Annotated in this window: 21 protein-coding genes; 3 read left to right on the top strand and 18 right to left on the bottom strand. The window is 42.8% G+C overall.

From position 1 onward, the window contains the following. Positions 1–161 precede the first annotated feature (161 nt). The 5 genes from dnaJ to J2W55_RS14315 all read right to left on the bottom strand — a co-directional run bounded on the left by dnaJ (position 162) and on the right by J2W55_RS14315 (position 4,364). Entirely contained in the window at positions 162–1,322 is a 1,161-nt protein-coding gene (dnaJ, locus tag J2W55_RS14295; protein WP_310096720.1) for a molecular chaperone DnaJ, read from the bottom strand. Between the two features lie 156 nt (positions 1,323–1,478). Then, entirely contained in the window at positions 1,479–2,060 is a 582-nt protein-coding gene (locus J2W55_RS14300; RefSeq protein WP_310096723.1) for a nucleotide exchange factor GrpE, read from the bottom strand. A 279-nt stretch (positions 2,061–2,339) separates the two neighbouring features. Next, positions 2,340–3,020: a cell division ATP-binding protein FtsE gene (locus J2W55_RS14305; RefSeq protein WP_310096725.1), complete on the bottom strand. Its 681-nt coding sequence runs from the start codon at positions 3,018–3,020 to the stop codon at positions 2,340–2,342. 5 nt (positions 3,021–3,025) lie between these two features. Beyond that, positions 3,026–3,229 carry a fructose-6-phosphate aldolase gene (locus J2W55_RS14310; protein ID WP_310096727.1) on the bottom strand — a complete coding sequence of 68 codons (204 nt, stop codon included), beginning with the start codon at positions 3,227–3,229 and terminating at the stop codon, positions 3,026–3,028. A gap of 109 nt (positions 3,230–3,338) precedes the next feature. Then, positions 3,339–4,364, bottom strand: a complete 1,026-nt coding sequence (locus J2W55_RS14315) for an acyl-CoA reductase (RefSeq protein ID WP_310096729.1) — start codon at positions 4,362–4,364, stop codon at positions 3,339–3,341. Between the two features lie 101 nt (positions 4,365–4,465). On the opposite strand from J2W55_RS14315, the gene J2W55_RS14320 reads away from it, so the two are divergent. Beyond that, positions 4,466–4,819, top strand: coding sequence for a 4Fe-4S dicluster domain-containing protein (locus J2W55_RS14320; RefSeq protein WP_091144510.1), 354 nt, complete (start codon positions 4,466–4,468; stop codon positions 4,817–4,819). An 86-nt stretch (positions 4,820–4,905) separates the two neighbouring features. Here J2W55_RS14320 and J2W55_RS14325 read toward each other — a convergent pair whose 3' ends face one another. Next, positions 4,906–5,850, bottom strand: a complete 945-nt coding sequence (locus J2W55_RS14325; RefSeq protein WP_310096731.1) for a bifunctional helix-turn-helix transcriptional regulator/GNAT family N-acetyltransferase — start codon at positions 5,848–5,850, stop codon at positions 4,906–4,908. A 67-nt stretch (positions 5,851–5,917) separates the two neighbouring features. Here J2W55_RS14325 and J2W55_RS14330 point away from each other — a divergent pair, with 67 nt between their 5' ends. After that, a complete protein-coding gene (locus tag J2W55_RS14330; RefSeq protein WP_310096734.1) occupies positions 5,918–6,679 on the top strand; it encodes a C40 family peptidase in 762 nt (253 codons plus the stop codon). A gap of 43 nt (positions 6,680–6,722) precedes the next feature. Here J2W55_RS14330 and J2W55_RS14335 read toward each other — a convergent pair whose 3' ends face one another. The 12 genes from J2W55_RS14335 to J2W55_RS14390 form a co-directional block, all read right to left on the bottom strand. Beyond that, complete coding sequence (locus tag J2W55_RS14335) at positions 6,723–7,628, bottom strand: WD40 repeat domain-containing protein (protein ID WP_310096736.1); 906 nt, start codon at positions 7,626–7,628, stop codon at positions 6,723–6,725. Between the two features lie 36 nt (positions 7,629–7,664). Continuing rightward, positions 7,665–8,252 carry a bifunctional phosphoribosyl-AMP cyclohydrolase/phosphoribosyl-ATP diphosphatase HisIE gene (gene hisIE / locus J2W55_RS14340; protein ID WP_310096738.1) on the bottom strand — a complete coding sequence of 196 codons (588 nt, stop codon included), beginning with the start codon at positions 8,250–8,252 and terminating at the stop codon, positions 7,665–7,667. An 89-nt stretch (positions 8,253–8,341) separates the two neighbouring features. After that, positions 8,342–9,097: an imidazole glycerol phosphate synthase subunit HisF gene (gene hisF, locus J2W55_RS14345; RefSeq protein ID WP_310096740.1), complete on the bottom strand. Its 756-nt coding sequence runs from the start codon at positions 9,095–9,097 to the stop codon at positions 8,342–8,344. 126 nt (positions 9,098–9,223) lie between these two features. Continuing rightward, positions 9,224–9,973 (bottom strand): 1-(5-phosphoribosyl)-5-[(5-phosphoribosylamino)methylideneamino]imidazole-4-carboxamide isomerase, encoded by a 750-nt coding sequence (locus J2W55_RS14350; RefSeq protein WP_310096742.1) that lies wholly within the window; start codon positions 9,971–9,973, stop codon positions 9,224–9,226. Positions 9,974–9,977: 4 nt separating this feature from the next. After that, positions 9,978–10,625, bottom strand: a complete 648-nt coding sequence (hisH, locus tag J2W55_RS14355) for an imidazole glycerol phosphate synthase subunit HisH (protein ID WP_310096744.1) — start codon at positions 10,623–10,625, stop codon at positions 9,978–9,980. A gap of 34 nt (positions 10,626–10,659) precedes the next feature. After that, positions 10,660–11,799, bottom strand: coding sequence for a bifunctional histidinol-phosphatase/imidazoleglycerol-phosphate dehydratase HisB (gene hisB, locus J2W55_RS14360; protein ID WP_310096745.1), 1,140 nt, complete (start codon positions 11,797–11,799; stop codon positions 10,660–10,662). Further along, positions 11,796–12,842: a histidinol-phosphate transaminase gene (gene hisC, locus J2W55_RS14365; protein ID WP_310096748.1), complete on the bottom strand. Its 1,047-nt coding sequence runs from the start codon at positions 12,840–12,842 to the stop codon at positions 11,796–11,798. The genes hisB and hisC overlap by 4 nt, the downstream gene beginning before the upstream one ends. A 1-nt stretch (position 12,843) precedes the next feature. Next, positions 12,844–13,572: a hypothetical protein gene (locus J2W55_RS14370; RefSeq protein ID WP_310096752.1), complete on the bottom strand. Its 729-nt coding sequence runs from the start codon at positions 13,570–13,572 to the stop codon at positions 12,844–12,846. 2 nt (positions 13,573–13,574) lie between these two features. Next, a complete protein-coding gene (hisD, locus tag J2W55_RS14375) occupies positions 13,575–14,861 on the bottom strand; it encodes a histidinol dehydrogenase (RefSeq protein ID WP_310096754.1) in 1,287 nt (428 codons plus the stop codon). A gap of 87 nt (positions 14,862–14,948) precedes the next feature. Continuing rightward, entirely contained in the window at positions 14,949–15,800 is an 852-nt protein-coding gene (hisG, locus tag J2W55_RS14380; protein WP_310096756.1) for an ATP phosphoribosyltransferase, read from the bottom strand. A 312-nt stretch (positions 15,801–16,112) separates the two neighbouring features. Further along, on the bottom strand, positions 16,113–17,630 hold the full coding sequence (locus J2W55_RS14385) for a hypothetical protein (RefSeq protein ID WP_310096758.1): 1,518 nt from the start codon (positions 17,628–17,630) through the stop codon (positions 16,113–16,115). Positions 17,631–17,765: 135 nt separating this feature from the next. After that, positions 17,766–18,257, bottom strand: a complete 492-nt coding sequence (locus J2W55_RS14390; protein WP_310096760.1) for a D-glycero-alpha-D-manno-heptose-1,7-bisphosphate 7-phosphatase — start codon at positions 18,255–18,257, stop codon at positions 17,766–17,768. A 381-nt stretch (positions 18,258–18,638) separates the two neighbouring features. Here J2W55_RS14390 and gltB point away from each other — a divergent pair, with 381 nt between their 5' ends. Beyond that, complete coding sequence (gene gltB / locus J2W55_RS14395; RefSeq protein WP_310096761.1) at positions 18,639–23,156, top strand: glutamate synthase large subunit; 4,518 nt, start codon at positions 18,639–18,641, stop codon at positions 23,154–23,156. Positions 23,157–23,159: the final 3 nt, after the last annotated feature.

Consider the following 23,159-nt stretch of genomic DNA (forward strand, 5'->3'; position numbering starts at 1 on the left):
GATACAGGGGTTTTTAAAATGTTACATGAACAGGAGTTAACAATACCTGGTTATACCAGCAATAAATATAAACTATAAAAACCACAAAGCCCGGGATCAATTATGGTCCCGGGCTTTGTATATACCTTTCGGTTTTTGCCTTTATTCTTTCACCTCAAGGGTTATTCAAAATATTCCTTCATCCGCTCGAAAAAGCTTTTTTCGTTTTTGCCGGGATTGGGTTTAAAGTTAGGCGAGTTTTGTAGTTTTTCAAGCAGCTCACGTTCCTCGCGGCTAAGGGCCTTTGGTGTCCATATGTTAATGTGTACCAGTTGGTCGCCACGATGATAGGAGTTTACTTCGGGTACGCCTTTACTTTTCAGGCGCAATATTTTGCCGCCCTGGGTACCGGGATCAATTTTTATTTTGGCTTTACCATCAATGGTAGGCACTTCAACAGTTGTGCCCAATGTGGCATCAATAAAGTTTACATGCAGGTCATATATGATGTTGTTGCCGTCGCGTTTTAGCGTTTCGTGTGGAATTTCCTCTATCAGTATGATCAGATCGCCGGGTACACCGCCACGTGGGGCCGCGTTGCCTTTGCCGCTCATGCTCAGCTGCATACCTTCGCTTACACCGGCAGGTACGTTTATGGTGATCAGTTCTTCGCCGCGTACCACGCCATCGCCGTGGCAAACATTACATTTTGAAAGTATGGTAGTACCTTCGCCATTACAGGTAGGGCAGGTGCTGGTAGTTTGCATCTGGCCCAGTATAGTATTGGTTACCCTGCGTACCGCTCCTGAGCCACCGCAGGTTTTACAAGTTTGGAACGATGATTTATCTTTAGCGCCGCTGCCGTCGCAGGTTTTACAAACAATTTGTTTGTTAACCTTGATTTTCTTTTCGGCGCCGTTGGCAATTTCTTCCAGTGTTAAACGTACCTTAATACGCAGGTTGCTGCCACGGGCAACGCGCCTGCCGCCACCGCCGCTTTGACGGCCGCCACCAAAGAAACCTTCAAACGGACTGCCGCCACCAAATATATCACCAAACTGGCTAAATATATCGTCCATGTTCATGCTGCCGCCATAACCGCCGCCATTTGGCGACGAAGCATTGGCCGCATGACCAAACTGATCATACCGCTGGCGTTTTTCAGGACTGCTTAAAACTTCGTAAGCTTCGGCTGCCTCCTTGAATTTTTCTTCCGCCTCTTTATCCCCCTGGTTTTTATCAGGGTGATATTTAATAGCCATTTTACGATAAGCCTTTTTTATATCATCGGCATTTGCCCCTTTAGCAACTCCCAGGATATCGTAATAATCTCTTTTAGCCATATATTTTATAATGTTGAATTATTGAGTTATTGAATTATTGATTTAAAAGGAATACATAACCCGTAATTCAATTTTAATATTTATGAACCGTCTTAGTTTTTGATTAGCAGGAAAGACAATTTAACATTTCAGTCCTTCAATAATCAAATAATTAATTTAAGCTCCTACAACCACTTTTGCAAAGCGGATAACGCGGTCTTTCAGGTAATAACCTTTTTCCATTTCGTCAATCACCTTACCTTTTAAATCGTTGGTAGGGGCAGGTATGTTGGTAATGGCTTCATGCAGGTCGGCATCAAACGGTGCGCCTATTGATTCCATTTCCTTCAGGCCTTTTTGCCCCAGTATATTTTTTAATTTGTTTTGAATTAAAGTAACACCCTCTTTAACAGGTGCAACATCAACTGCTTTTTCCATTGAACGTTGCGCGCGTTCAAAATCATCTAAAACTGGCAGCAGGGCAACAAGTAACTCTTTGCCTTCGGTTTCACGGGCTTCCGCGCGCTCTTTTATGGTACGTCTTCTGAAGTTGTCAAACTCGGCATATAAGCGCAGGTATTTGTCATTTGCCTGGGCCAGTTCTTCCTGCAATTTTTCCTCGGCAGATGGTGCTGCTGCAGGTGCGGTGAGTTCTGGTTGCTCCTCATGACCCAATTGTTCGTCAATTATGTTCTCCTTATCTGTCACATTTATATTTTCAGGAGTATCCGTATTTTCTTTCTTCTTTTTTTTTAACATATCATTAAAATTCATAGCTGATAGTGCCAATCAAGTATCCTGCCATTGCCCTAAAGCCGACAAGCTGTCAGTACCATGTTTTTACATCAGGCAGGACTGGCACTTTTTGTGCAGGAGTGACAGGTTGACCGCTGATTTATTTGATGACGCGGATTTTTACGTAAAGGCACATCGCAGCTGTTTTGTCGCGCTAAATATCATGTGCTGCCCGAGGCACAGGTGATGCGCCCTGCAGCGGAAAATAAATCAACAAAATCACAAAATAAAACCAGTCGGTGGTTATATCTCCGCGTCTTCTAATACCTTACCATTTTCACATTTGATAATGCGCGACGGAAAGGCGCGTATGATATGATAATCATGAGTGGCAACCAATACCGCGGTGCCCGACTGGCTGATCTGTTTCAGCAACAGTACGATCTCTTCAGATGTTTCAGGGTCAAGGTTGCCGGTTGGTTCATCGGCCAGTATGATCTCGGGGTCGTTAAGCAGCGCCCGGGCAATTACCACACGTTGCTGCTCGCCACCCGAAAGTTCATGCGGCATTTTCTTTAATTTTGAACGCAGGCCTACTTTCTCTAAAACATCAAGCGCACGGTCGGCCATTAGCTTTTTATCTTTCCAGCCGGTGGCGCGCATCACAAACAGCAGGTTTTGTTCAATAGTGCGGTCGGTAAGTAATTGAAAATCCTGAAAAACAATGCCAAGCTTGCGCCTTAAGTACGGAACATCGCGGCCTGGCAGTTTACTTAACTCATAACCACAAGCATGGCCGGTACCGTTTTTAATGCCCAGGTCGCCATAAATTACTTTAAGCAGGCTGCTCTTGCCTGATCCCGTTTGGCCAATAAGCCACACAAAATCACCCTTATCAACATGCAGGTCCACATTTGATAGTACCAGGTGCGCCTGCTGAAAAATATCAACATTGTTTAGCTTTATAATAGAATTTCCGATCATCTTTTTTATAGCTCTAATTTCAGGATCTGTCCAAAAGGCAGATCTTTTATAATGTTCATAATATATTCGGCCTTATCGGCCAGTCCTGCCTTGTCCAGTGATTTATCGGGCCTGTCAACCCTAAAATAAGCCAGCAACGTAAATTTATCATCACGCAACTGTACATAATCGGGTATTTTGGCAACGCCTTTAACTTTTATAATATACATTTTTTTAAGTTTAAAGCTAAAAGGATAAAGGTAAAAGATTGTGTTTGCCGGTAACAACTATTACCATACCCTTTACGCCTTTTACCCCCGCGCCAAAGGTATTGTTATTTTAAAGATTTGACAAGAAATCCATTGTATCAATACCATCGGCATAATCCCATAAAGCAGGCTGCTGGCTTTGGCCAAAACCTACCACCTGGCTGGGTACATTAACCGGGGCTGTAGTAACAATACACTGCAGGTTTTCGCTCTGATCTGTAAGCATTTGCTGTGCCGCGGCCATATTGGCATAAAAGCTGTAATAAACCACGGATAAGGGAGAGGCTATCCTGTCATCTTCCTTTAGCATTAAAAAACCATTGTCAAAATGTTTGTCGCCGTTTACCAGGTATATTGATTTATTATAATCATAATTGTTGCTGTATTTATGGTGATGGATTATGGTTTTAAACTCCTCTATAGATTCAAAGAAGAAGTTAAAATTATAACCTTCGGGTACCAGCAACTTTGATACATTACGGCACCCAAGCCCGTAATAATCAAATATATCATGTCCCAGCTCAAATAACTCTTCGGCGATTTCGGTACCGGTAAGCAAGGCTATGCTATTGCGGTTTTTGCGGATAATGTTAGGTACCTTGCCAAAATAATAATCAAAATAACGTGAGCTGTTATTGCTGCCCGTCGCTATTACAGCATCAAAGTTGGTGAGGCGTTCAACAAAGCTATATTGATCTGCAAAACCGGCATTAATATCAACCAATAGTTTTAGGATGTGCTTTATTAGATGAGCATCCTGCGATGATGTTTTAATGAGCGCGAAATTGCCTGATGCCAATACACACAAAACATCATGAAAGCCTACAAGCGGAATATTACCCGCTAAAATAAGCCCCACTTTTTTGGGCCGACCGGTATTATCCAGGTTGTATTTTGACAGCCAGGTTTGCAGGTCGGCTTCATTAAGCATTTTGCCGATGGCTGTTACAGCCCTCAAAACACTTTCGGGCGTAAACCAGGCATTGTGGTATTGTTCATCATTGATGATGGCCAGGAGCCGGGCATCGGGCTCGATTAACTGCTTTCCTAAGCTCGAAAATGAATTTATTGCGTTTTTTATATTAATTTTTGACATATATATGGTAAGGATTTAAACCCTTAAACCCTTTTTTTGTTATATTTGTACGCTTGTTAATTGCAGGCAAAGTTAATTGAGAATATTAGATATTTAGAAATATGGCGATTAAAATCACCGATGAATGTATAAACTGCGGAGCTTGCGAACCTGAATGCCCTAATAATGCTATATATGATGCAGGCGCGGCATGGCGTTTTAGCGATGGTACGGGGCTTAAAGGTGTTATTGATTTTGGCGATGGGAATACATTGAACGCCGAAGAAACCCAGGCTGCTTTATCTGACGATATATATTATATTGTTCCTGATAAATGTACTGAGTGTGTTGGTTTTCATGATGAACCACAATGTGCCGCAGTATGCCCTGTAGATTGTTGTGTGGATGATGAAGATATCCGCGAAAGCCAGGAAGAACTTTTAGCCAAGAAAGATTGGCTGCATATGAACGAATAACATCAATTTTTAATGATATTAAAAAGGGAACGGCTTGCCGTTCCCTTTTTTTTAAAATGTCTCATATCTCATATCTCAAATCTATATTAAAGGTTAAGCTCCATGTGTACGTCTGCACGAGCATAGGGCGATGCGCCTGCATTAAATTCTTTAAACCCATATTTTTTGTATAATGACAGCGCGGGGATAAGCCTTCTGTTTGAGCCCAGCCAAATCCGCGTTCCGCCCAGCTCTCTGGCTTTGGCTATCGCGGCTTCCATAAGCAGGTTGCCAATTTTGCGGCCCTGGTAGCGGGGGCTTACACCCATTTTGGCCAGTTCATATTCTGCCGGCCCGGTTTTAATAAGGGCGCAGGTACCTGCAATATCATTATTGATCTGTGCAAAAAATATTTCGCCGCCATCGGCCAAAATATGCTCTTCGGGGTGGTTAAGCTGCTCCAGGTCATGTTCTTCAACAGTAAAATAAGTATTGATCCATTCAATGTTCAGGTTTTTAAAATAACGCGCGTATTGCGGATCATAGGTTATTACATTAACCGTACTTTGTCCTTTCGGGTTAAACATTTCCTGAAACCGCTGGTAATATGATTTTTCATTCAACTGCGCTTCGGTTTCCATAATGGCGCTTAGCAGGTTGTTTTGTTGATTGTTAAAGAGCTCTTTATTAAGCGTTAGTATTTTTGCCCAAAGGCGCTCAAACTTTGGTAAGGATTCTTTTCCCTTTTCTGATAGCCGAAGTATACGCCTGCGGCTGTCGGTTGTTGATTTTACTGATTCAATAAAGCCCAGTTCTTCCAGTTCGCGGGCCAGGTGTATTACCCCCGGATGGGTAAGGCCCAGCTCGTCTGCAATTTCGGTAACCCCGGCTTCGCCTTGTTTGCTTATCAGGTAATAAAGGGTAAAATATTTCGGCTCAAAATTAAGTTGTTCGTCTTTATATATTAAAACAACGTCTTTGGCAAAATACTCATATAAGCGTTTGAGCCTTGCTCCAATCGCTAATTCTTCCAGTTGATCAATTATGCTCATAGTAATTACGTAAGTGCTTACAAATATATTTATTATTTTTATTTATTTTTGCATATATCAATTATAAATGGAATACGGTATTTGTAATCTTGCAGTTATACCGCTGCGTGCAGAACCCAATGACCGCAGTGAACAGGTATCGCAGGTGTTATTTGGCGAAATATTTGAAGTTACGGAATGGAACGAACGGTGGGTGAAAATCATTACCGAAAGTGACAACTATACCGGGTGGATAGGCAGGCTGCAATTTGCCGCCCTTGGTCATATAGCATATGCAAGTTTCAAACAGGAGCCTTGGCCTTTAACCTACAGGCCAATAACGCAGGCCTGGAAAATTGCTGATAATAGCGTTATTTACCTTCCTGCAGGTAGCTCGCTGGCTTTTTTAAAAGGTACAACCTGCGCCGTTGGTGCCGATCGTTTTGAGGTGATAGGTGAGATTGGTGAGCGCGAGGGTATAACTGCCACAGCTAAATCATTTTTAAATACGCCCTATTTGTGGGGTGGCCGTACTCATTTTGGTATTGATTGTTCGGGCTTTACGCAAATGGTATTTAAGCTTAACAACATCAAAATAAAACGCGACGCCAGCGATCAGGTACAGGAAGGTGTTTTGGTAGAAAGTTTGAATAAGGCCCGCTTAGGCGACCTTGCCTTTTTTAACAATGAGGCAGGCCGTGTAACGCATGTGGGCATCCTGCTTAACAGTGCACAAATCATTCATGCCTCGGGCAAGGTAAAAATTGATTCAATTGATAATGACGGTATTTACTCAGAGGATCAAAAACGGCACACCCATAAATTGCACAACATAAAGCGGTTTATGTAATATATAACTGGTGTGAGGCCGAACTTGTTTAATTGTTTGATCTTCAATCGAACTTAATGTCCCAAACAATTACGTTTTTGTCATCACTTGCAGATATTAGCTGATCGCCATTCCAGGCCAGTTTATTAACTGAAAGTGCGTGGCTGGGGTGGCCTTTTTCGCGACTGATGTTCTTGTACAATTTAAAGTCGTCAGATCCCCATATCTTAATGCTTTTATCCATACTGGCGGTGGCAAAATAGGGCAGGGAGGGATGAAACAGGATGTGGTTAACCGCGAACAAATGCGCGGGGATATTTTTAACCGGCTGATAGGTGTTGCTATCCCAGATCTTTACCTGGGCATCGCGACCGCCGGAGGCGAGATAGGTACCATCGGTACTGTAGGCTACAGCAAAAACCGACATGGTATGGCCGTGCAGGGTTTTTAACAAGGCATAGTCTTCCAGGTCGTAAATTTTTATGGTGTTATCGCGGCAGCCAAAAGCCACCTGTTTTTCATCGGGTGATATGGCTATACAGCGAATAGTATCGGCAGATACCTTGATGCTGTGCACCATCTCTAAACTGGCAAGGCTCCATACAGATACGGTTCCATCCTCAGAGGCTATCAGCAATTCATTCTTTTTACCGGTTGATTTAATGTCAAAAATGGGTTTCAGGTGATGCCTGAGCGATTTAATGAGTTTTTGCCGTATGAAATCAAATACCAGTACCTCGCCACTGCGTAGGCCGGCGAATAATACCGGGTAACCTTCGGGCCCGTGAATAGCATAAATAGAAGCATTTACCGGGAACATCACCTTAATAAAAGAAAAATCCTTCAGGCTCCATTCTACCAAACCTTTGTCATTGCCACCGGTAAATAATATACCTGGTTTTTGTGATAGCTCCAGCGTAAAAATGGGATTAACGTGTCCGTTTAATTCAGCTATTTTCTCTACTAACATTTTTTACATTAAGGGGTACGTTGAACGTGGTGCAACTTACTTATGCCTTCCTTCTAAATTTTTAGCTATGGTTTTCAGGTCCAGGCCTTTTTCGCGCAGCAGTACCAGCAGGTGAAAAACCAGGTCAGACGATTCGTTGATCAGGTCTGTTTCTGTTTCGGCCAGGGCCGCTATAACGGTTTCAACACCTTCTTCGCCAACCTTTTGGGCTATTTTATTAAGGCCCTTGCCGCGTAGCTTGTTAATATACGACCCTTCAACCGGGTTATCATACCTATCGGCAATGATGTTTTCCAGTTCCAGTATAAAGTTCTGATTGAATTCGGTTTTAAAGCAACTGCGCGAACCGGTATGGCACGTAGGGCCATCGGCTTTAACCTTGATAAGCAGGGTATCGTTATCACAATCAATACTGATGTTTTTTACATGCAGAAAGTTGCTGCTGGTTTCGCCCTTTGTCCACAAGCGGTTTTTGGAGCGCGAAAAAAAGGTCACAATATTTTCCCGCACGGTTTTATCATAAGCTTCCTGGTTCATGTAGCCCAGCATCAGCACCTCTAAAGTTTGCTCATCCTGTATAATAACCGGAACCAGTCCGTCGGTTTTGTTGAAATCTATATTCATTTTTATCGGTTGCGGGTTGCGGGTTATGGAGTTCGGGTATGCAGTTATCTTGAACAAAGATAACCCCGAAGCGCGTAACCCCAACCTCATTAAATCCTTACTTCTATATTATTTTGTTGCAATACGGTTTTTAAATCCGGTATCAATATTTCGCCGTAATGAAATACTGATGCCGCCAGTGCCGCGTCAACATTTGTTTTTTCAAATACATCTACAAAATGCTGTACTGCACCCGCACCTCCTGATGCAATAACAGGAATATGTACGGCATCGTTAACTGTTTTTAACAAACCGTTATCAAAACCATTCTTGGTACCGTCATGATCCATTGATGTAAGCAGGATTTCGCCTGCTCCGCGGCTTTCGGCTTCCAGTATCCACTCCAGGGTTTCGCGCTCTGTGGGTAAGCGCCCGCCATTAAGATGCACAATATTTTTATCATGGATGCGGCGGGTATCCACAGCGATCACCACAAATTGAACGCCGAATGCTTTGGCCAGCTCATCAATTAATTCTGGGTTACGCACCGCGGCCGAGTTAATGGAAATTTTATCGGCGCCTGCATTCAGCAACGCATCGGCATCGGCAATTTCGTTGATGCCGCCGCCAATAGTAAAGGGTATGTTGATTTGCCTGGCAACCGCCTTTACCAGCTCCACCATGGTTTTGCGCCGCTCAACGGTGGCGGTTATATCCAGAAAAACAAGTTCGTCGGCACCCTGGCGCGAGTAATTCCAGGCCAGTTCAACCGGATCGCCCGCATCGCGCAGGTCAACAAAGTTCACGCCTTTCACCGTGCGGCCATCTTTAACATCAAGACAGGGAATAATTCTTTTACTTAGCATGGGTTTTATTAGAGCGTCATTGCGGGGAACGAAGCAATCTCTATACTATACAGAGTTGCTCTGTAAACGGAAAGTGCTTCGTACCTCGCAATGACGTGTTGTATTAATGGCGATGAGGTATCTGGCTTATATTGAAATCAGCGATTCCAGGTTCCAGTTCTTAACATCCTCAATAGATATGTGGCCTTCGTAAATGGCTTTGCCTACTACGCATGATTCAACTTTAAGACGGCTAAGCTGTTCAATATCCTTCATGGAGCTTACACCGCCAGAGGCTATGAGCTTAATGAAAGGTGAATGGTCAAGCAGTTTTTCGTACAGGTCAACACCCGCGCCACCCAGTTTTCCGTCTTTGTTTATATCGGTACATAAAAATCGGAAAAATCCTAATGAAAGGCATTTATCAATGTAATCCTTTAGTTTAATGGGTGAGCTCTCCATCCATCCCGAATATTTGATCACCTCATCAAGTACGTCAATCGCTATAACCACCTGGTCTGAACATTTATCGCGACCGCAAATGGCCGAACCCAGTTCTGGTAAAAAGTTAGGGTTGGTCAAGGCCTGAGTACCAACAATTACACGGTGAATGCCTGCATCAATTAGTTCTTTAACTTTATCAATGCTGCGTATGCCGCCGCCGTACTGCACTTTCATGTCGGTTTTACGGATCACATCAAACAGGTATTGCTGATTGCTGAAATCGTTTTTGGCACCGTTCAGGTCTATGATATGTATAAAGTTGGTACCATTGCTTTGGTAGCGCTCAATCATTTCTTCAAGGGTAACATCATATTCTGTTACCTGACCATAATCGCCTTCACGCAAACGCACCACCTTTTTATTCAATATGTCAATAGCAGGGATAATATACATGTCTTTATAATTTTGAAAAGTTTGTTAACAATGTTTCGCCATACACACCTGACTTTTCAGGGTGAAATTGTACTCCGTAAAAATTATCATGCCAAATTGATGCCGAAAATTCATTGTTATAAGTGGCCGACAATAAAGTGTATGCCTTATCATATTCAATAAAGTATGAATGTACAAAGTAAAAGTGTGATCCGGACGGTATATTTTTAAATAATGGATTTTGTTTTTCTGGAAACACCTGGTTCCAGCCGGTATGAGGTACCTTATAGGTACTGCTGTCTTTAAATCTTAACGTTTTTATGGGGAAAATATTAAGCAAACTGCTATTGCCTTCCTCTGAATAGGAGGTAAGCAATTGCATACCCACACAAATGCCCAGGGTAGGTTTGGTAAGCGCCTTAATGGTTGGTACCAGCCCGGTTTGTACTAATTTGTTCATGGCAGCACCGGCATGACCTACGCCCGGAATAATATAACGGTCAAATTTATCAAAATCGGCCACCGTATTGATCATGCCATAGGGAATACCCAGCCTGTCTAATGCGGCTGTTAGCGAAAAGATATTGCCTGCCCCATATCGAATGATGCCCACGCCGCCCCCTGAAGGAGACGCGTTGGAAATATCTGTTGTATTTTGTTCGGTTGTTTCCATTGTTTTATTTACTTCCCTTTTAAGGGCAGCGGGCTTACAATACTCCTTTGGTACTTGGTAAAACCATCTTATCTACATCACGCTTAACTGCCATTTTTATTGCCTTTGCAAAGGCTTTAAATATGGCCTCAATTTTGTGATGTTCGTTTTGTCCTTCAGCTTTTATATTTAAGTTACACCTGGCCGCGTCAGAGAACGATTTAAAGAAATGATAAAACATTTCCGTTGGCATTTCGCCTATTTTTTCCCGGTTAAATTCGGCGTCCCATACAATCCAGTTACGGCCGCCAAAGTCAATGGCTGCCTGTGCTAAACAGTCATCCATCGGCAGGCAAAAACCATAGCGTTCAATGCCTTTTTTGTTGCCTAAAGCTTCTGCAAAAACCTCGCCTAATGCAATGCCCGTATCTTCAATAGTGTGATGCTCGTCAATATGCAGGTCGCCTTTTGCAGTGATCTCCAGGTCAATGCTGCCATGGCGTGCTATCTGGTCAAGCATGTGGTCAAAAAAATGCAAACCAGTTGAAACACTGGCTTCGCCGGTGCCGTCCAGGTTTATTTTAATATAAATGTCGGTTTCTTTAGTGGTTCGGCGGTGCTCAACCACACGCTGGCCAAGTTTCAGAAACTCATAGATCTTTTGCCAGTTGGTAGTTTCCAGGGCTATGGTATCGCCAAGATGATCGGCTTCCGTAAATTCAGCTCCTCCCAATCCCGAATTGTTATTTAGCCAAACAGCTTTTGCCCCTAAATTGCGGGCCAGCAAAACATCATTTTTACGATCGCCAATGGTAAATGAACCTTGCAGGTCATACTTTTCGGCATCAAGATATTGTGTAAGCAGCGCGGTGCCCGGTTTGCGGGTAGGCGCCATTTCGGCCGGAAAAGTGCGGTCAATCACAATATTCGAAAATTTTACGCCCTCGGCCTCAAAAGTTTTCAGTATAAAATTATGTACCGGCCAAAATGTGTCCTCGGGGTATGAGGCCGTACCTAAACCGTCCTGATTGGTAACCATTACCAGCTCAAAATCAAGCTCTTTGGCTATTTTAGGCAGATAAGTTAACGCGCCAGGGTAAAATTCCAGCTTTTCAAAGGAATCTATCTGCTCATCAGCTGGTTCTTTGATCAGTGTGCCGTCGCGGTCAACAAACAATATTTTCTGTAAGCTCATTTGAAATTTTGTAGGGTTTGAAGTAGTATGGTGTTTTCATCGGGTGTGCCTACTGTAATACGTAAGCAACCTTCGCATAGTTCAACTTTGGAACGATTGCGTATGATAATGCCTTTATTAACCAGGAAGTTATAAATGCCGTTGGCATCAGTGGTTTTCACGAGTATAAAGTTAGCATCAGACGGATAAATATCCAGTACAAATTCCAGGTTTTTGAGCTCAAGCACCAGTCTGTCACGCTGTAACAGAGTCTCTCTTATCCAGCCGTTCACCTGGTCAATATTGTTCAACGCCTCTAAAGCCAGCTGTTGCGATGCCTCATTAACATTATATGGAGGTTTAACCTTATTCATTACCTCAATGATCTCTTCACTGGCAAAGGCCATGCCTACACGTAAGCCAGCCAGTCCCCAGGCCTTTGAAAGCGTTTGCAATACCACCAGGTTGGCATATTCAGTAAGTTCCTGTATAAAAGTTTTTTGCCGGCTAAAATTAATATAAGCCTCATCAACAATTACCAGTCCGTTAAAGTTAGCCAGCAGGGTTTCTACATCCTCGCGGTTTATGGAATTACCTGTCGGGTTGTTTGGCGAACAAATGAAAATGAGTTTGGTATGCTCATCAATAGCTTCGGCAATACCTTCCAGGTTTAACTGGTAATCTTCGGTAAGCAGTACTTTGCGGGCTTCCACATCATTAATATTGGCCGATACCTGGTACATACCATAAGTAGGGGGCACAATGATCACATTATCAACACCCGGGTTACAAAAACTGCGGAAAAGGATATCGATAGCTTCGTCGCTGCCGTTACCTAAAAATATATTACGGGGAGGTACCCCTTTTATTTCGGTTAAGCGCTTTTTTACCTCATACTGCAAAGGATCGGGATAGCGGTTAAATTGCTGGTTTAAAGGCGACCCGAAGGCATTTTCATTAGCATCCAGGAAAACACTGGCCTCGCCCTGGTACTCATCACGGGCAGAGGAGTAGGGTACAAGGCGTTTTATATTTTCTCTAAGTATATTATTGATGTTAAACATTCTAATTATAAAGCTTAAGATCTTTTGTGAATTTTTTTAGTTTGTTATTTTCACCATCAAAATAAATGGTGTCGTTTTTTATGTACGGCGCTGCAAAATGATCCGCGTTATCTGTTTCTATATAATCATTAACTAAATAATGATTCATCGTTTCTTTAGTGACAGGGTCATATTGTGCAGCTGAAATACTGTTGTTTCCTGTTGTGTCGATTTTTTTTATTTGCCAGTAATAAATTTTGCCATTTATAACTGATGGTGATGAAAAATAATCATTGAAATCAGGAATTAATTTTGACAGATTTTGCTTTTTGCCATTTAGTGTGAGTATGTAATTGCCAAGGGATCCGCTGATATTATTTTTATATCCTGCTTTTCCCGATGTGGGGTCTTCAAGCGGCCCGGTATCCATTATAGTGCGATATAAATAGCTGTGATCATTAACTTTTTGAACTCCGTAACCCTTTTCAATGGTATCAACAAGTTTGCCGTTTTTTGTTATTACAGCATAGGTTGCTCCCATAACAGTAGCATCTACATATCCGGTATCAGTTACCATATAATCCGCAATTAGTTTATATGGCTTAATTAAGCTGTCCTGATCAGCCTTTTTTGGAGCGACTGTTTTTGCGGTTATATCTTGTTTTAGTGTATCGGCCCCCAGTTCTGGTTTCTTATTACTATGACAGGCAGCAAGTACAAACAAAGTCAATAAATAGCTAATTTTTTTCATTTTTATTTATTACTCCTGATAGATACCGCGTTCCTGTGCGCATGTAAACCTTCCAGCTCGGCCAGTATTTCAACTGATGGGCCAATGTTCCTGATCCCCTCGCGGGTGATGTGCTGAAAAGTGATTTTTTTAACAAAGGAATCAACCGATACGCCCGAATAAGCCCTGGCGTAGCTGCTGGTCGGAAGGGTATGGTTAGTACCTGAGGCATAATCGCCGGCAGCTTCGGGGGTCAGGTTACCCAGGAAAACTGAGCCTGCGTTAACAATGCTTCCGGTTATCTGCTGCCAGTTTTCGGTTGCCAATATCAAATGCTCAGGGGCATACTGATTGCTCAGCCGCATGGCTTCGTTCAAATTGGAGGTAACTACTATGTAAGAGTTATCAATAGCCATTTTAGCTATTTCGGCACGGGGCAATGTGGGCAGTTGTTTCTCAATCTCGGCAAGCGTATCTGCGGCAATTTTGGCCGATGTACAAACCAATACCGACTGGCTGTCAATACCATGTTCTGCCTGTGCCAGCAAATCAGCGGCTATATAAGCCGGGTCAGCGGTTTCATCAGCGATAACCAATACTTCCGAAGGCCCCGCTGGCATATCAATAGCCGTAGTGGTGGTTGATTGTATGATGGTTTTGGCTTTGGTTACAAACTGGTTGCCCGGGCCAAATATCTTATCAACTTTTGTAACGCTCTCTGTACCTAAAGCCATGGCCGCTATAGCCTGCGAACCTCCGGCAAGGTATATTTTATCAATACCCAGCAGCAGGGCAACGTAAGCGATAAAGGTATTAACCTTTCCGTTTTTTTGCGGTGGCGAACATACTACAATTTCATGGCAGCCGGCTATCCGGGCGGGTATACCCAGCATTAAGAATGTGCTTGGTAAAACAGCCGTTCCGCCGGGAATGTATAAACCAACTTTTTCAATCGGCCTTAACTCGCGCCAGCAGGTTACGCCCGGCATGGTTTCTACCTTGTCCTCGGTTTTTAGCTGGGTTTGATGAAATTTATAGATATTGTTATAGGCGGTTTTGAGCGCGGCCTTTTGTTCGGCCGATACCGATTCGGCCAGTTCTTCCAGTTCGGTTTTGTCAAGGTACAGTTTGCTCAATTCAACCCTGTCAAATTTGCTGGCGTAATCATACAGTGCACGGTCGCCATGCTGTTGTACGTTGTTAATTACTTCCTCAACAATAGTGCGGATCTCGTTAGCCGGATCAACATTGCGTTGAACCAGTTTTTGAATATCTGCTGTGCTTAAATCTGAAAAATTATATGTCTTCATAAGCCCCCTAACCCCCTTGCAGGGAGAATTTAAAAGGTTAATATTTACATTATAGCCATATTTTCACCCCCGTTAGGGGCTTAGGGGCTAAAGTATTATTTTCTCAATTGGCATAACAACAATGCCTTGTGCGCCTGCCTGTTTCAACTGGCTTATCCTGTTCCAAAAGTCGCGCTCGGGTATAACAGTATGTACGGCAACCCAATCGGCCTCGGCCAGTCCAACTACCGAAGGGCTTTTTACGCCCGGCAGTAAGGCAGTTACCGCTGCAAGATTATCTTTATGAACGTTAAGTACCACATACTTAGTCTCTTTTGCGCGTAAAACAGATTGTATGCGCTGTATCAGTTCCTGAACAAGATCCGCGTTCTCTGAACCCTTACCACCTATCAGCACTGCTTCTGACGACATTACATCGGCAAATGGCTTTAAGCCGTTGCTTTTTAAGGTGCCGCCGGTTGAAACCAGGTCGCAAATGGCATCGCTTAAGCCCAGGCCCGGTGAAATTTCAACAGAACCTGAAATGGTGCGGATATCGGCCTGTATGCCTTGTTTATTTAAAAATTTACCCAATATAGCCGGGTATGTGGTTGCTATGGCTTTTCCATTAAGATCGGCAAGGTTCTGGATCGAATTATTGTTGGGAACGGCTATTTTTAAGGAGCATTTGCCAAAGCCCAAACGTTGCAGGTAGCTTACCTCTACTTCGGTTTCCTGTATCACGTTTTCGCCAACAATACCCAGATCGGCAATGCCATCCTGTACATATTCAGGAATGTCATCATCGCGCAGAAAAAGGATCTCTAAAGGGAAGTTTGATACCGGGGAGATAAGCGAGCTTTTATAATTTTCAAAATTTAAGCCGCAATTTTTTAATAATTCAACAGATTTTTCGTTGAGCCGACCAGATTTCTGGATCGCTATTTTAAGTGTTTTCAAAAGATTGAATTTAAGGAACTATAATAAAAAAGGATATAAACGGAGGTTGTTATTTCGCGTAGAAACATACATAATTAGCTGATCACCACATGGTGGTGATGCAGATGAAGATGATGTAGTGCGATACCGTTCATTTTTATATAGTAAAACTATAGATTAGCTGTCGCAAATATAGGCAGATGTTTTTTAAATCAAAATTTCTTGACCAAAAACGGAATAATTTTAAAATTATCAAAATTAGAAGGTGTAAACTTTGTAGATTTTACAATTATGTAAATTGTACGTAGCTTATTATTCCATTCTGATATTTTTTTACTTTTCCCCGCATTCGTAAATCGCACCCTCATCGCCAAAGTCTTTTATCATTTTTAGCGATTTTACTTTTTCAATGTCTTTTAAATGGATAAGCTCGGGGTTTTCAAGGTTCTTAAACCAGATTAGGTAAAAATGTTTCTTTTTATGAAACTTGGCGATATCTTTTTGAAAGAACTTATGAGGCACCAGGTACGATGACATACCCGAAAAAAAGTAAACCGCCTCATGCGCATCAGTATAAATAGTAACTTTTGGCTTAAACATACTTTTATCAATATGTTTAAGATATGCTGCAAACGGCGATTCGAGCCAATCATCTGATGTATAGCCGGGTACGCCATAGTCGTCGGCAACCTGCTCCATATACCGTTGTTTATCAATAAAAAATTCTTTGGTCACAAAGCCCAGCATCAGTGCGATAAACACAATTGCTACAACCCGGCGTGTATTTATGTTGCTGATCTTTTTTAGCAGCAGCAGGGCCCAGCTGGTATAACCCCAAAGCGCAGGTATATAAATAGGAGCCAATAAACGGTGATTGATACGCTCGTAACGGGAAAATGTTGATGATAAAATAATGAACAACCCGTATACCAACGCAAAAGTAATAGCCAGGTTCTCATAACTGTCAAGCCGGCGGCGATAGTAATTAAAGGCCAGTGCCGCTATAAAACCTACCAGTATAATAATGGCAAGCGGCGTAGCCAGGAAATATTGATCAGGTGTAAGACCCATCCAATCGCACATTACCGTGCCAAAATAATACAGGTTTTTGTCAAACGGCGTAATTGATGGCTCGCGCGGACCGGTTGCAGTGCCCGACATAAAGGCGTTGAATAACAGGTTACATACCAGTAAGGATATACAAACAAAACCGTATATGATGATGTGAACAATTTTCTTTTTAAGCGGCAAAACCCGGTCAAGCAACAATAATAAGCCCCCGGTGCCCACTATAGTAACTGCCGCGTAACGGGTAACACAGCTGATAGCCGCAATGATGGCAGCTATGAGCAGTGTTTTGACGGTATGTTTTAAAAGATATTCCCTGAAAGCCACCAGGAAAAGCAGCGTTTCGAGGATAAACAAGGTTTCCGACCATAAGTAGGAATATATCTGCAATAGCGCCGGGCTCAATATAATGGCTAACAGCATTAACCATTTATACGGCCGGGATGCCGGCACAAAGCGGTGCATGATCCATCCGCTGGTATATATTAAGGCGCCAAACATGAGCCCATTCAGCGCGACCCCAAAAATAGTAGGATCAATACGGGTAATAAACATGACAATACCCAGGAAAATAGGGTAGAATACCGGAAAATCAACTATAGGTACATGATTAAAGGTGTGCAGTGTACCGTTGGTATTTAAACTCCGGGCGGCACTGATGTACATAATAGAGTCGGGCGATATGCCTATGCCACTATAACTGCAAAATAAATATATAGCAATAAAACCAATTACGGCAGCGATGAAAGTATCGGAGTTTTTTAAGTAACGGCTTAATTGCATGCAGTTTTATTTAATAATAGAGGTAAAAGTAGTACGAGCGTAAAATGTTTTAGGTTTTATAAAAAAATCATCTCAGCTTGTTGTTGTCTCACCTTACCCTTTCCAAAGAAAAAGGCCTTAATATTTAGAGAGTACTTAATCTATCAGGTCAAGTACGGTGCTTATCGGCTGGTCGCTATCTATCAGGATGCCTTTAACACCTGCAGCGGTTGCAGCTTCCACGTCGCGCTCACGGTCGCCTATAAAGTAGGATAGAGAAGGGTCGATGTTGTATTTGCTTATACCCTGCAATAAAAGGCCCGGTTTGGGCTTGCGGCAGTCGCAATCGCCGGTAAACAGCGGGTGATGCGGGCAATAAAAAAAATCCACTATATCAACACCACGTTCCATATAAACCTGTTTAAGGTGGCTGTGCATTTTTGCCAGTTCATCTTCCGTGTACCAGCCTTTGGCCAAACCGCCCTGATTGGTAGCCACCAGCAGCATATAACCCTTGTCCTGTAGTGTTTTAAGGGCTTCAAAATTGTCTAATACATGGAAATCCTCAAAACGGCGAACATAATCACCCATTTCCTGGTTAAGTACACCATCCCGGTCTAAAAAAACGGCTTTATTTTTTGCAGGCATCTGTTTAAATTTTTTGGCGAAGTTAATAATTCTTAAATTTACGTGAGCGTTGCCGATCTCAGATGTAAATAGCGCATTAATTCTACCTTTCAGGTGGGCAAATCAAACAAAATTAAATTCTGTAATTGCAAAAATTACCGATTGTATAAATGAATATCGGTTTGTTTGTGCAACTTTATACTGATTCTAAATAACGAAATGCGGTTTTAAATTTTTGTTATCATAATAATTAGTCTTTTGTGTTACCATTTTGTTAAATAAACATTGCTTTAGTAATGGATTTTTTAGAAATTTTAAAAAATAAACGATGATTTTATAATTTATGTAGTATTTTGTAATTTCGTAATTACACCCTTTTTATAAAACTGGTTTAAATTTACGATGAATCAAACTGAGAGCCACCAGGGCCTTTACCGGCCAGAATTTGAACACGATTCCTGCGGAACTGGATTTATAACCAATATTAATGGTCATAAAAGTTACCAGATAATTGATGATGCGCTTACCATGTTAGAGAACATGGAACACCGCGGTGCCTGCGGATGCGACCCCGAAACCGGCGATGGCGCCGGTATTATGATACAACTACCACATGAGTTTTTGATGGAAGAATGCTCAAACCTGGAGATCAGCCTGCCTGAGCCCGGTGAGTATGGTGTTGGGATGATATTTTTTCCAAAGGATTCTGCACAAAAGAAAGCCTGCCGCAATGTAATTACTAATGCTATTGAAAAATTAGGTCTTATAAAATTGGGTTACCGCAAATTAGTTGTGGATTCAATGGCGGTTGGCGAAACTGCTCGCCAGGCCGAACCTGATGTAGAGCAAATATTTATTGCAAGGCCAACCAGCATTGTCAATGCCGACGATTTTGAGCGCAAGCTGTTTATATTAAGAAGGTATATTAATAAAACTATAAACGAAACCATTCCGGGAGCTGGTGAATATTTTTACTTTACTTCACTGTCATGTAAAACAATTGTTTACAAAGGCCAGGTAACAACCTATCAGCTGCGCAAATATTATTCTGATTTGAATGATCCGCGCATCGCGTCGGGCTTTGCCATGATCCACTCACGGTTTTCAACAAATACTTTCCCGTCATGGAAACTGGCGCAGCCTTTTCGCCTGATAGCCCATAACGGCGAGATAAATACCCTTACCGGTAACCTCAACTGGTTTTATTCAGGGTTAAAATCATACGTTTCTTCGTACTTCACAGCCGAGGAAATGGAAATGATCATGCCCGTAATTGACAATAACCAGTCTGACTCTGCCTGCCTTGATAATATTATTGAGATATTATTGCATTCTGGCCGTTCATTACCACATGTAATGATGATGCTGATACCTGAGGCATGGGATGGCAATGAGCAGATGGACCCGGTTAAAAAAGCATTTTACGAATATCATGCAACTTTGATGGAGCCCTGGGACGGCCCCGCCGCTATCACCTTTACCGATGGTAAACTGGTTGGCGCCCTGCTTGACCGTAACGGCTTGCGCCCGCTGCGTTATGTGATCACTAATGATGGCCGGGTAATTGCCGCTTCAGAAGCTGGTACCTTAGCCATTGACGAAAGCACTGTATTACGCAAGGGCCGCTTACAGCCCGGCAAAATGCTGTTGATTGATACAGAACAAGCCCGCATCATCACTGATGACGAAATAAAAGCGAAGATAACCTCACAGCAGCCTTATGGCCGCTGGTTAGAGAACTATAAAATTAACCTGAGCGAATTGGCTGAGCCCCGTTTGGCTTTCGCTAGTCTTTCAGAGCCGGCTGTGTTCCGTTACCAGCAGGTATTTGGCTACAGCCGCGAAGATATTGATACCATAATTAAGCCAATGGCTGTTGATGGTAAAGAACCTGTAGGCTCAATGGGTACCGATGTGCCGCTGGCTATATTATCTGATAAGCCGCAGCATTTATCAAGTTACTTTAAACAATTTTTTGCGCAGGTTACCAACCCGCCGATAGATCCTATACGTGAGCGTTTGGTAATGAGCCTGGCTACTTTTATAGGTAACAACGGTAACCTGCTCGATGAGGATAAAATGCACTGCCATTGTGTGGTATTAAAGCACCCTATATTAAAGAACCATCAGCTTGAAAAACTGAGAAGTATTGATACAGGCCTGTTCCACGCTAAAACGCTGCAAACTTATTTTAATGCAGATGGCATGCCGGGTTCGTTAGAAAAAGGTATTGCAAGACTTTGCCGTTATGCCGAAGATGCAGTTGATGATGGTTTTGAGGTATTGATCCTTTCAGACCGTGCTATTGATTCTGAGCACGCGCCTATACCATCATTGCTGGCTGTATCTGCGGTACACCACCACCTGATCAAAAAAGGTCGTCGTGGTGCCGTAGGCCTGGTTGTTGAAACCGGCGATGCCTGGGAAGTACATCATTTTGCCTGCTTACTTGCATTTGGTGCTACTGCCATCAATCCATATCTGGCCCTGTCAACCATTGAAACGGTTAAAAACAACGGCAGCCTGGAAACCAGTTTGGATATCAAAACATTGCATAAAAATTATGTAAAATCTGTGAACGATGGTTTGCTAAAGATATTCTCAAAAATGGGGATATCAACATTGCAATCATACCACGGTTCGCAGGTGTTTGAAATATTAGGCTTAAATAAAGCGGTTGTTGATCGTTATTTCTCAGGTGCTGTTACCCGCATAGGCGGTTTAGGCCTTGATGAAATTGCCCGCGAAGCGCTTTGCAAGCACCGAATAGGTTTTGGAGCAAAAGCCGCTGATAATTTACTGCCAGAGGGTGGTATATACCAGTGGAAACGCAGGGGTGAGGTGCATTTGTTTAACCCAACCACTGTACACTTATTGCAACATGCTACCCGCACTAATGATTACGCGGTATATAAAAATTATGCTAAAGTGATCAATGAGCAAACCGAAAAGCATTTTACTATACGTGGCTTGCTTGACTTTGCCCATCACCGTGAGGCCATCAGTCTTGATGAGGTTGAACCAGCCGAAAACATCATGAAACGCTTTGCTACCGGCGCTATGTCATTCGGCTCCATATCACATGAGGCGCATAGCACCATGGCCATAGCTATGAACCGCATTGGCGGTAAAAGCAATACCGGCGAAGGTGGTGAGGATGAAATACGTTACGAAAAACTGCCAAATGGCGATTCTATGCGTTCTGCTATTAAGCAGGTAGCTTCGGCTCGCTTTGGGGTAACTTCAAATTACCTCACCAATGCCGATGAATTGCAGATAAAAATGGCGCAAGGTGCAAAACCAGGCGAGGGTGGACAATTGCCGGGTCATAAAGTTGACGATTGGATAGCCCGTACACGTCACTCCACACCAGGAGTAGGTTTAATATCACCGCCGCCTCACCATGATATTTATTCAATTGAGGATCTGGCTCAATTGATATTCGATCTTAAAAATGCTAACCGTGCTGCGCGTATCAATGTTAAACTGGTTTCAAAAGCAGGTGTTGGTACTATAGCTGCCGGTGTTGCCAAAGCACACGCCGATGTGATACTGATAGCTGGTTATGATGGCGGTACAGGCGCATCGCCAATAAGCTCAGTAAAACATGCCGGTTTACCATGGGAACTTGGTTTAACCGAAGCCCACCAAACGCTGGTACGTAACAAACTACGCAGCCGTGTGGTATTACAAACAGATGGTCAGTTAAAAACTGGTCGTGATTTGGCTATTGCCGCCCTGATGGGTGCCGAAGAATGGGGTGTTGCTACTGCTGCCCTTGTTGCCGGCGGCTGTATCATGATGCGCAAATGCCATTTAAATACCTGCCCTGTAGGTGTTGCCACGCAAGATCCTGAATTAAGGAAATTGTTTTCAGGCAAACCTGAACATGTAGTTAACCTGTTCCGCTTTATGGCCGAAGAACTTCGCGAGATCATGGCCGAACTTGGTTTCCGTACCATTCATGAAATGGTTGGCCGTGTTCAGTTCCTTAAAGTGAAAGACCACCTGGATAACTGGAAAGCTAAAAAGATAGATCTCTCGGGTATACTACACCCGGTTACCAATACCAAAGGAATGACCCTGTACAATAGCGAAAAACAGGATCATGGTATGGATGATATATTGGATTGGCAATTGTTAGAGAAAGCTAAAACTGCAATTGAAGATAAAACACCTGTATTTGCATCATTTGATGTGATCAACGTGAACCGTACCATAGGCACATTGTTATCAAACGAGATATCAAAAAAATATGGATCGGCAGGGTTACCTGATAATACTATCAATTATAAATTCAAAGGTTCGGCCGGGCAAAGCTTTGGTGCTTTTGCTACCAAGGGTTTATCTTTTGAGCTGGAAGGCGAGGCTAATGATTACGTAGGTAAAGGTTTATCAGGCGCTCAATTGGCCATCTATCCATCGCCAAAAGCAACATTTACACCAGAAGAAAACATCATCATCGGTAACGTTGCTTTGTACGGAGCTACATCTGGCGAGGTATTTATAGGCGGTATGGCTGGTGAACGTTTTGCAGTACGAAACTCAGGCGCTACTACAGTAGTTGAAGGCATAGGCGATCATGGTTGTGAATATATGACCGGTGGCCGCGCGCTTATACTGGGTAAAACAGGCAGAAATTTTGCTGCCGGCATGAGTGGCGGTTTAGCCTGGGTATACAATCCTGATGGTTCTTTTGCAGAAAACTGCAATACCGAGATGGTTGATCTTGACCCTTTGACCGTACAGGACGAAGAGCAGATACTGGCATTATTGCGTAAACACATCAGCCTTACAGGCAGTAAACTTGCCCAGCAATTGCTAAAAGATTGGAATACCGTATCAACTCAGTTTGTTAAGGTGTATCCAAAAGAGTATAAAAAAGTATTAGAGAAATTACAATATCAAACAATAGGCTAAATT

Origin of the sequence: Mucilaginibacter pocheonensis (assembly GCF_031456535.1) — a bacterium.
Classification (GTDB): Bacteria; Bacteroidota; Bacteroidia; order Sphingobacteriales; family Sphingobacteriaceae; genus Mucilaginibacter; species Mucilaginibacter pocheonensis.

What these genes read in the sequence shown, in the direction of transcription:
- hisH (WP_310096744.1), bottom strand. Translation starts at nt 10,625, where the DNA reads ATGGAAACAACCGAACAAAATACAACAGATATTTCCAACGCGTCTCCT.
- hisD (WP_310096754.1), bottom strand. Translation starts at nt 14,861, where the DNA reads ATGAAGACATATAATTTTTCAGATTTAAGCACAGCAGATATTCAAAAA.
- J2W55_RS14390 (WP_310096760.1), bottom strand. Translation starts at nt 18,257, where the DNA reads ATGCCTGCAAAAAATAAAGCCGTTTTTTTAGACCGGGATGGTGTACTT.
- J2W55_RS14370 (WP_310096752.1), bottom strand. Translation starts at nt 13,572, where the DNA reads ATGAAAAAAATTAGCTATTTATTGACTTTGTTTGTACTTGCTGCCTGT.
- J2W55_RS14335 (WP_310096736.1), bottom strand. Translation starts at nt 7,628, where the DNA reads ATGTTAGTAGAGAAAATAGCTGAATTAAACGGACACGTTAATCCCATT.
- dnaJ (WP_310096720.1), bottom strand. Translation starts at nt 1,322, where the DNA reads ATGGCTAAAAGAGATTATTACGATATCCTGGGAGTTGCTAAAGGGGCA.
- J2W55_RS14300 (WP_310096723.1), bottom strand. Translation starts at nt 2,060, where the DNA reads ATGTTAAAAAAAAAGAAGAAAGAAAATACGGATACTCCTGAAAATATA.
- J2W55_RS14310 (WP_310096727.1), bottom strand. Translation starts at nt 3,229, where the DNA reads ATGTATATTATAAAAGTTAAAGGCGTTGCCAAAATACCCGATTATGTA.
- hisC (WP_310096748.1), bottom strand. Translation starts at nt 12,842, where the DNA reads ATGTTTAACATCAATAATATACTTAGAGAAAATATAAAACGCCTTGTA.
- J2W55_RS14350 (WP_310096742.1), bottom strand. Translation starts at nt 9,973, where the DNA reads ATGTATATTATCCCTGCTATTGACATATTGAATAAAAAGGTGGTGCGT.
- J2W55_RS14320 (WP_091144510.1), top strand. Translation starts at nt 4,466, where the DNA reads ATGGCGATTAAAATCACCGATGAATGTATAAACTGCGGAGCTTGCGAA.
- J2W55_RS14305 (WP_310096725.1), bottom strand. Translation starts at nt 3,020, where the DNA reads ATGATCGGAAATTCTATTATAAAGCTAAACAATGTTGATATTTTTCAG.
- hisF (WP_310096740.1), bottom strand. Translation starts at nt 9,097, where the DNA reads ATGCTAAGTAAAAGAATTATTCCCTGTCTTGATGTTAAAGATGGCCGC.
- hisB (WP_310096745.1), bottom strand. Translation starts at nt 11,799, where the DNA reads ATGAGCTTACAGAAAATATTGTTTGTTGACCGCGACGGCACACTGATC.
- J2W55_RS14330 (WP_310096734.1), top strand. Translation starts at nt 5,918, where the DNA reads ATGGAATACGGTATTTGTAATCTTGCAGTTATACCGCTGCGTGCAGAA.
- gltB (WP_310096761.1), top strand. Translation starts at nt 18,639, where the DNA reads ATGAATCAAACTGAGAGCCACCAGGGCCTTTACCGGCCAGAATTTGAA.
- hisIE (WP_310096738.1), bottom strand. Translation starts at nt 8,252, where the DNA reads ATGAATATAGATTTCAACAAAACCGACGGACTGGTTCCGGTTATTATA.
- J2W55_RS14315 (WP_310096729.1), bottom strand. Translation starts at nt 4,364, where the DNA reads ATGTCAAAAATTAATATAAAAAACGCAATAAATTCATTTTCGAGCTTA.
- J2W55_RS14385 (WP_310096758.1), bottom strand. Translation starts at nt 17,630, where the DNA reads ATGCAATTAAGCCGTTACTTAAAAAACTCCGATACTTTCATCGCTGCC.
- J2W55_RS14325 (WP_310096731.1), bottom strand. Translation starts at nt 5,850, where the DNA reads ATGAGCATAATTGATCAACTGGAAGAATTAGCGATTGGAGCAAGGCTC.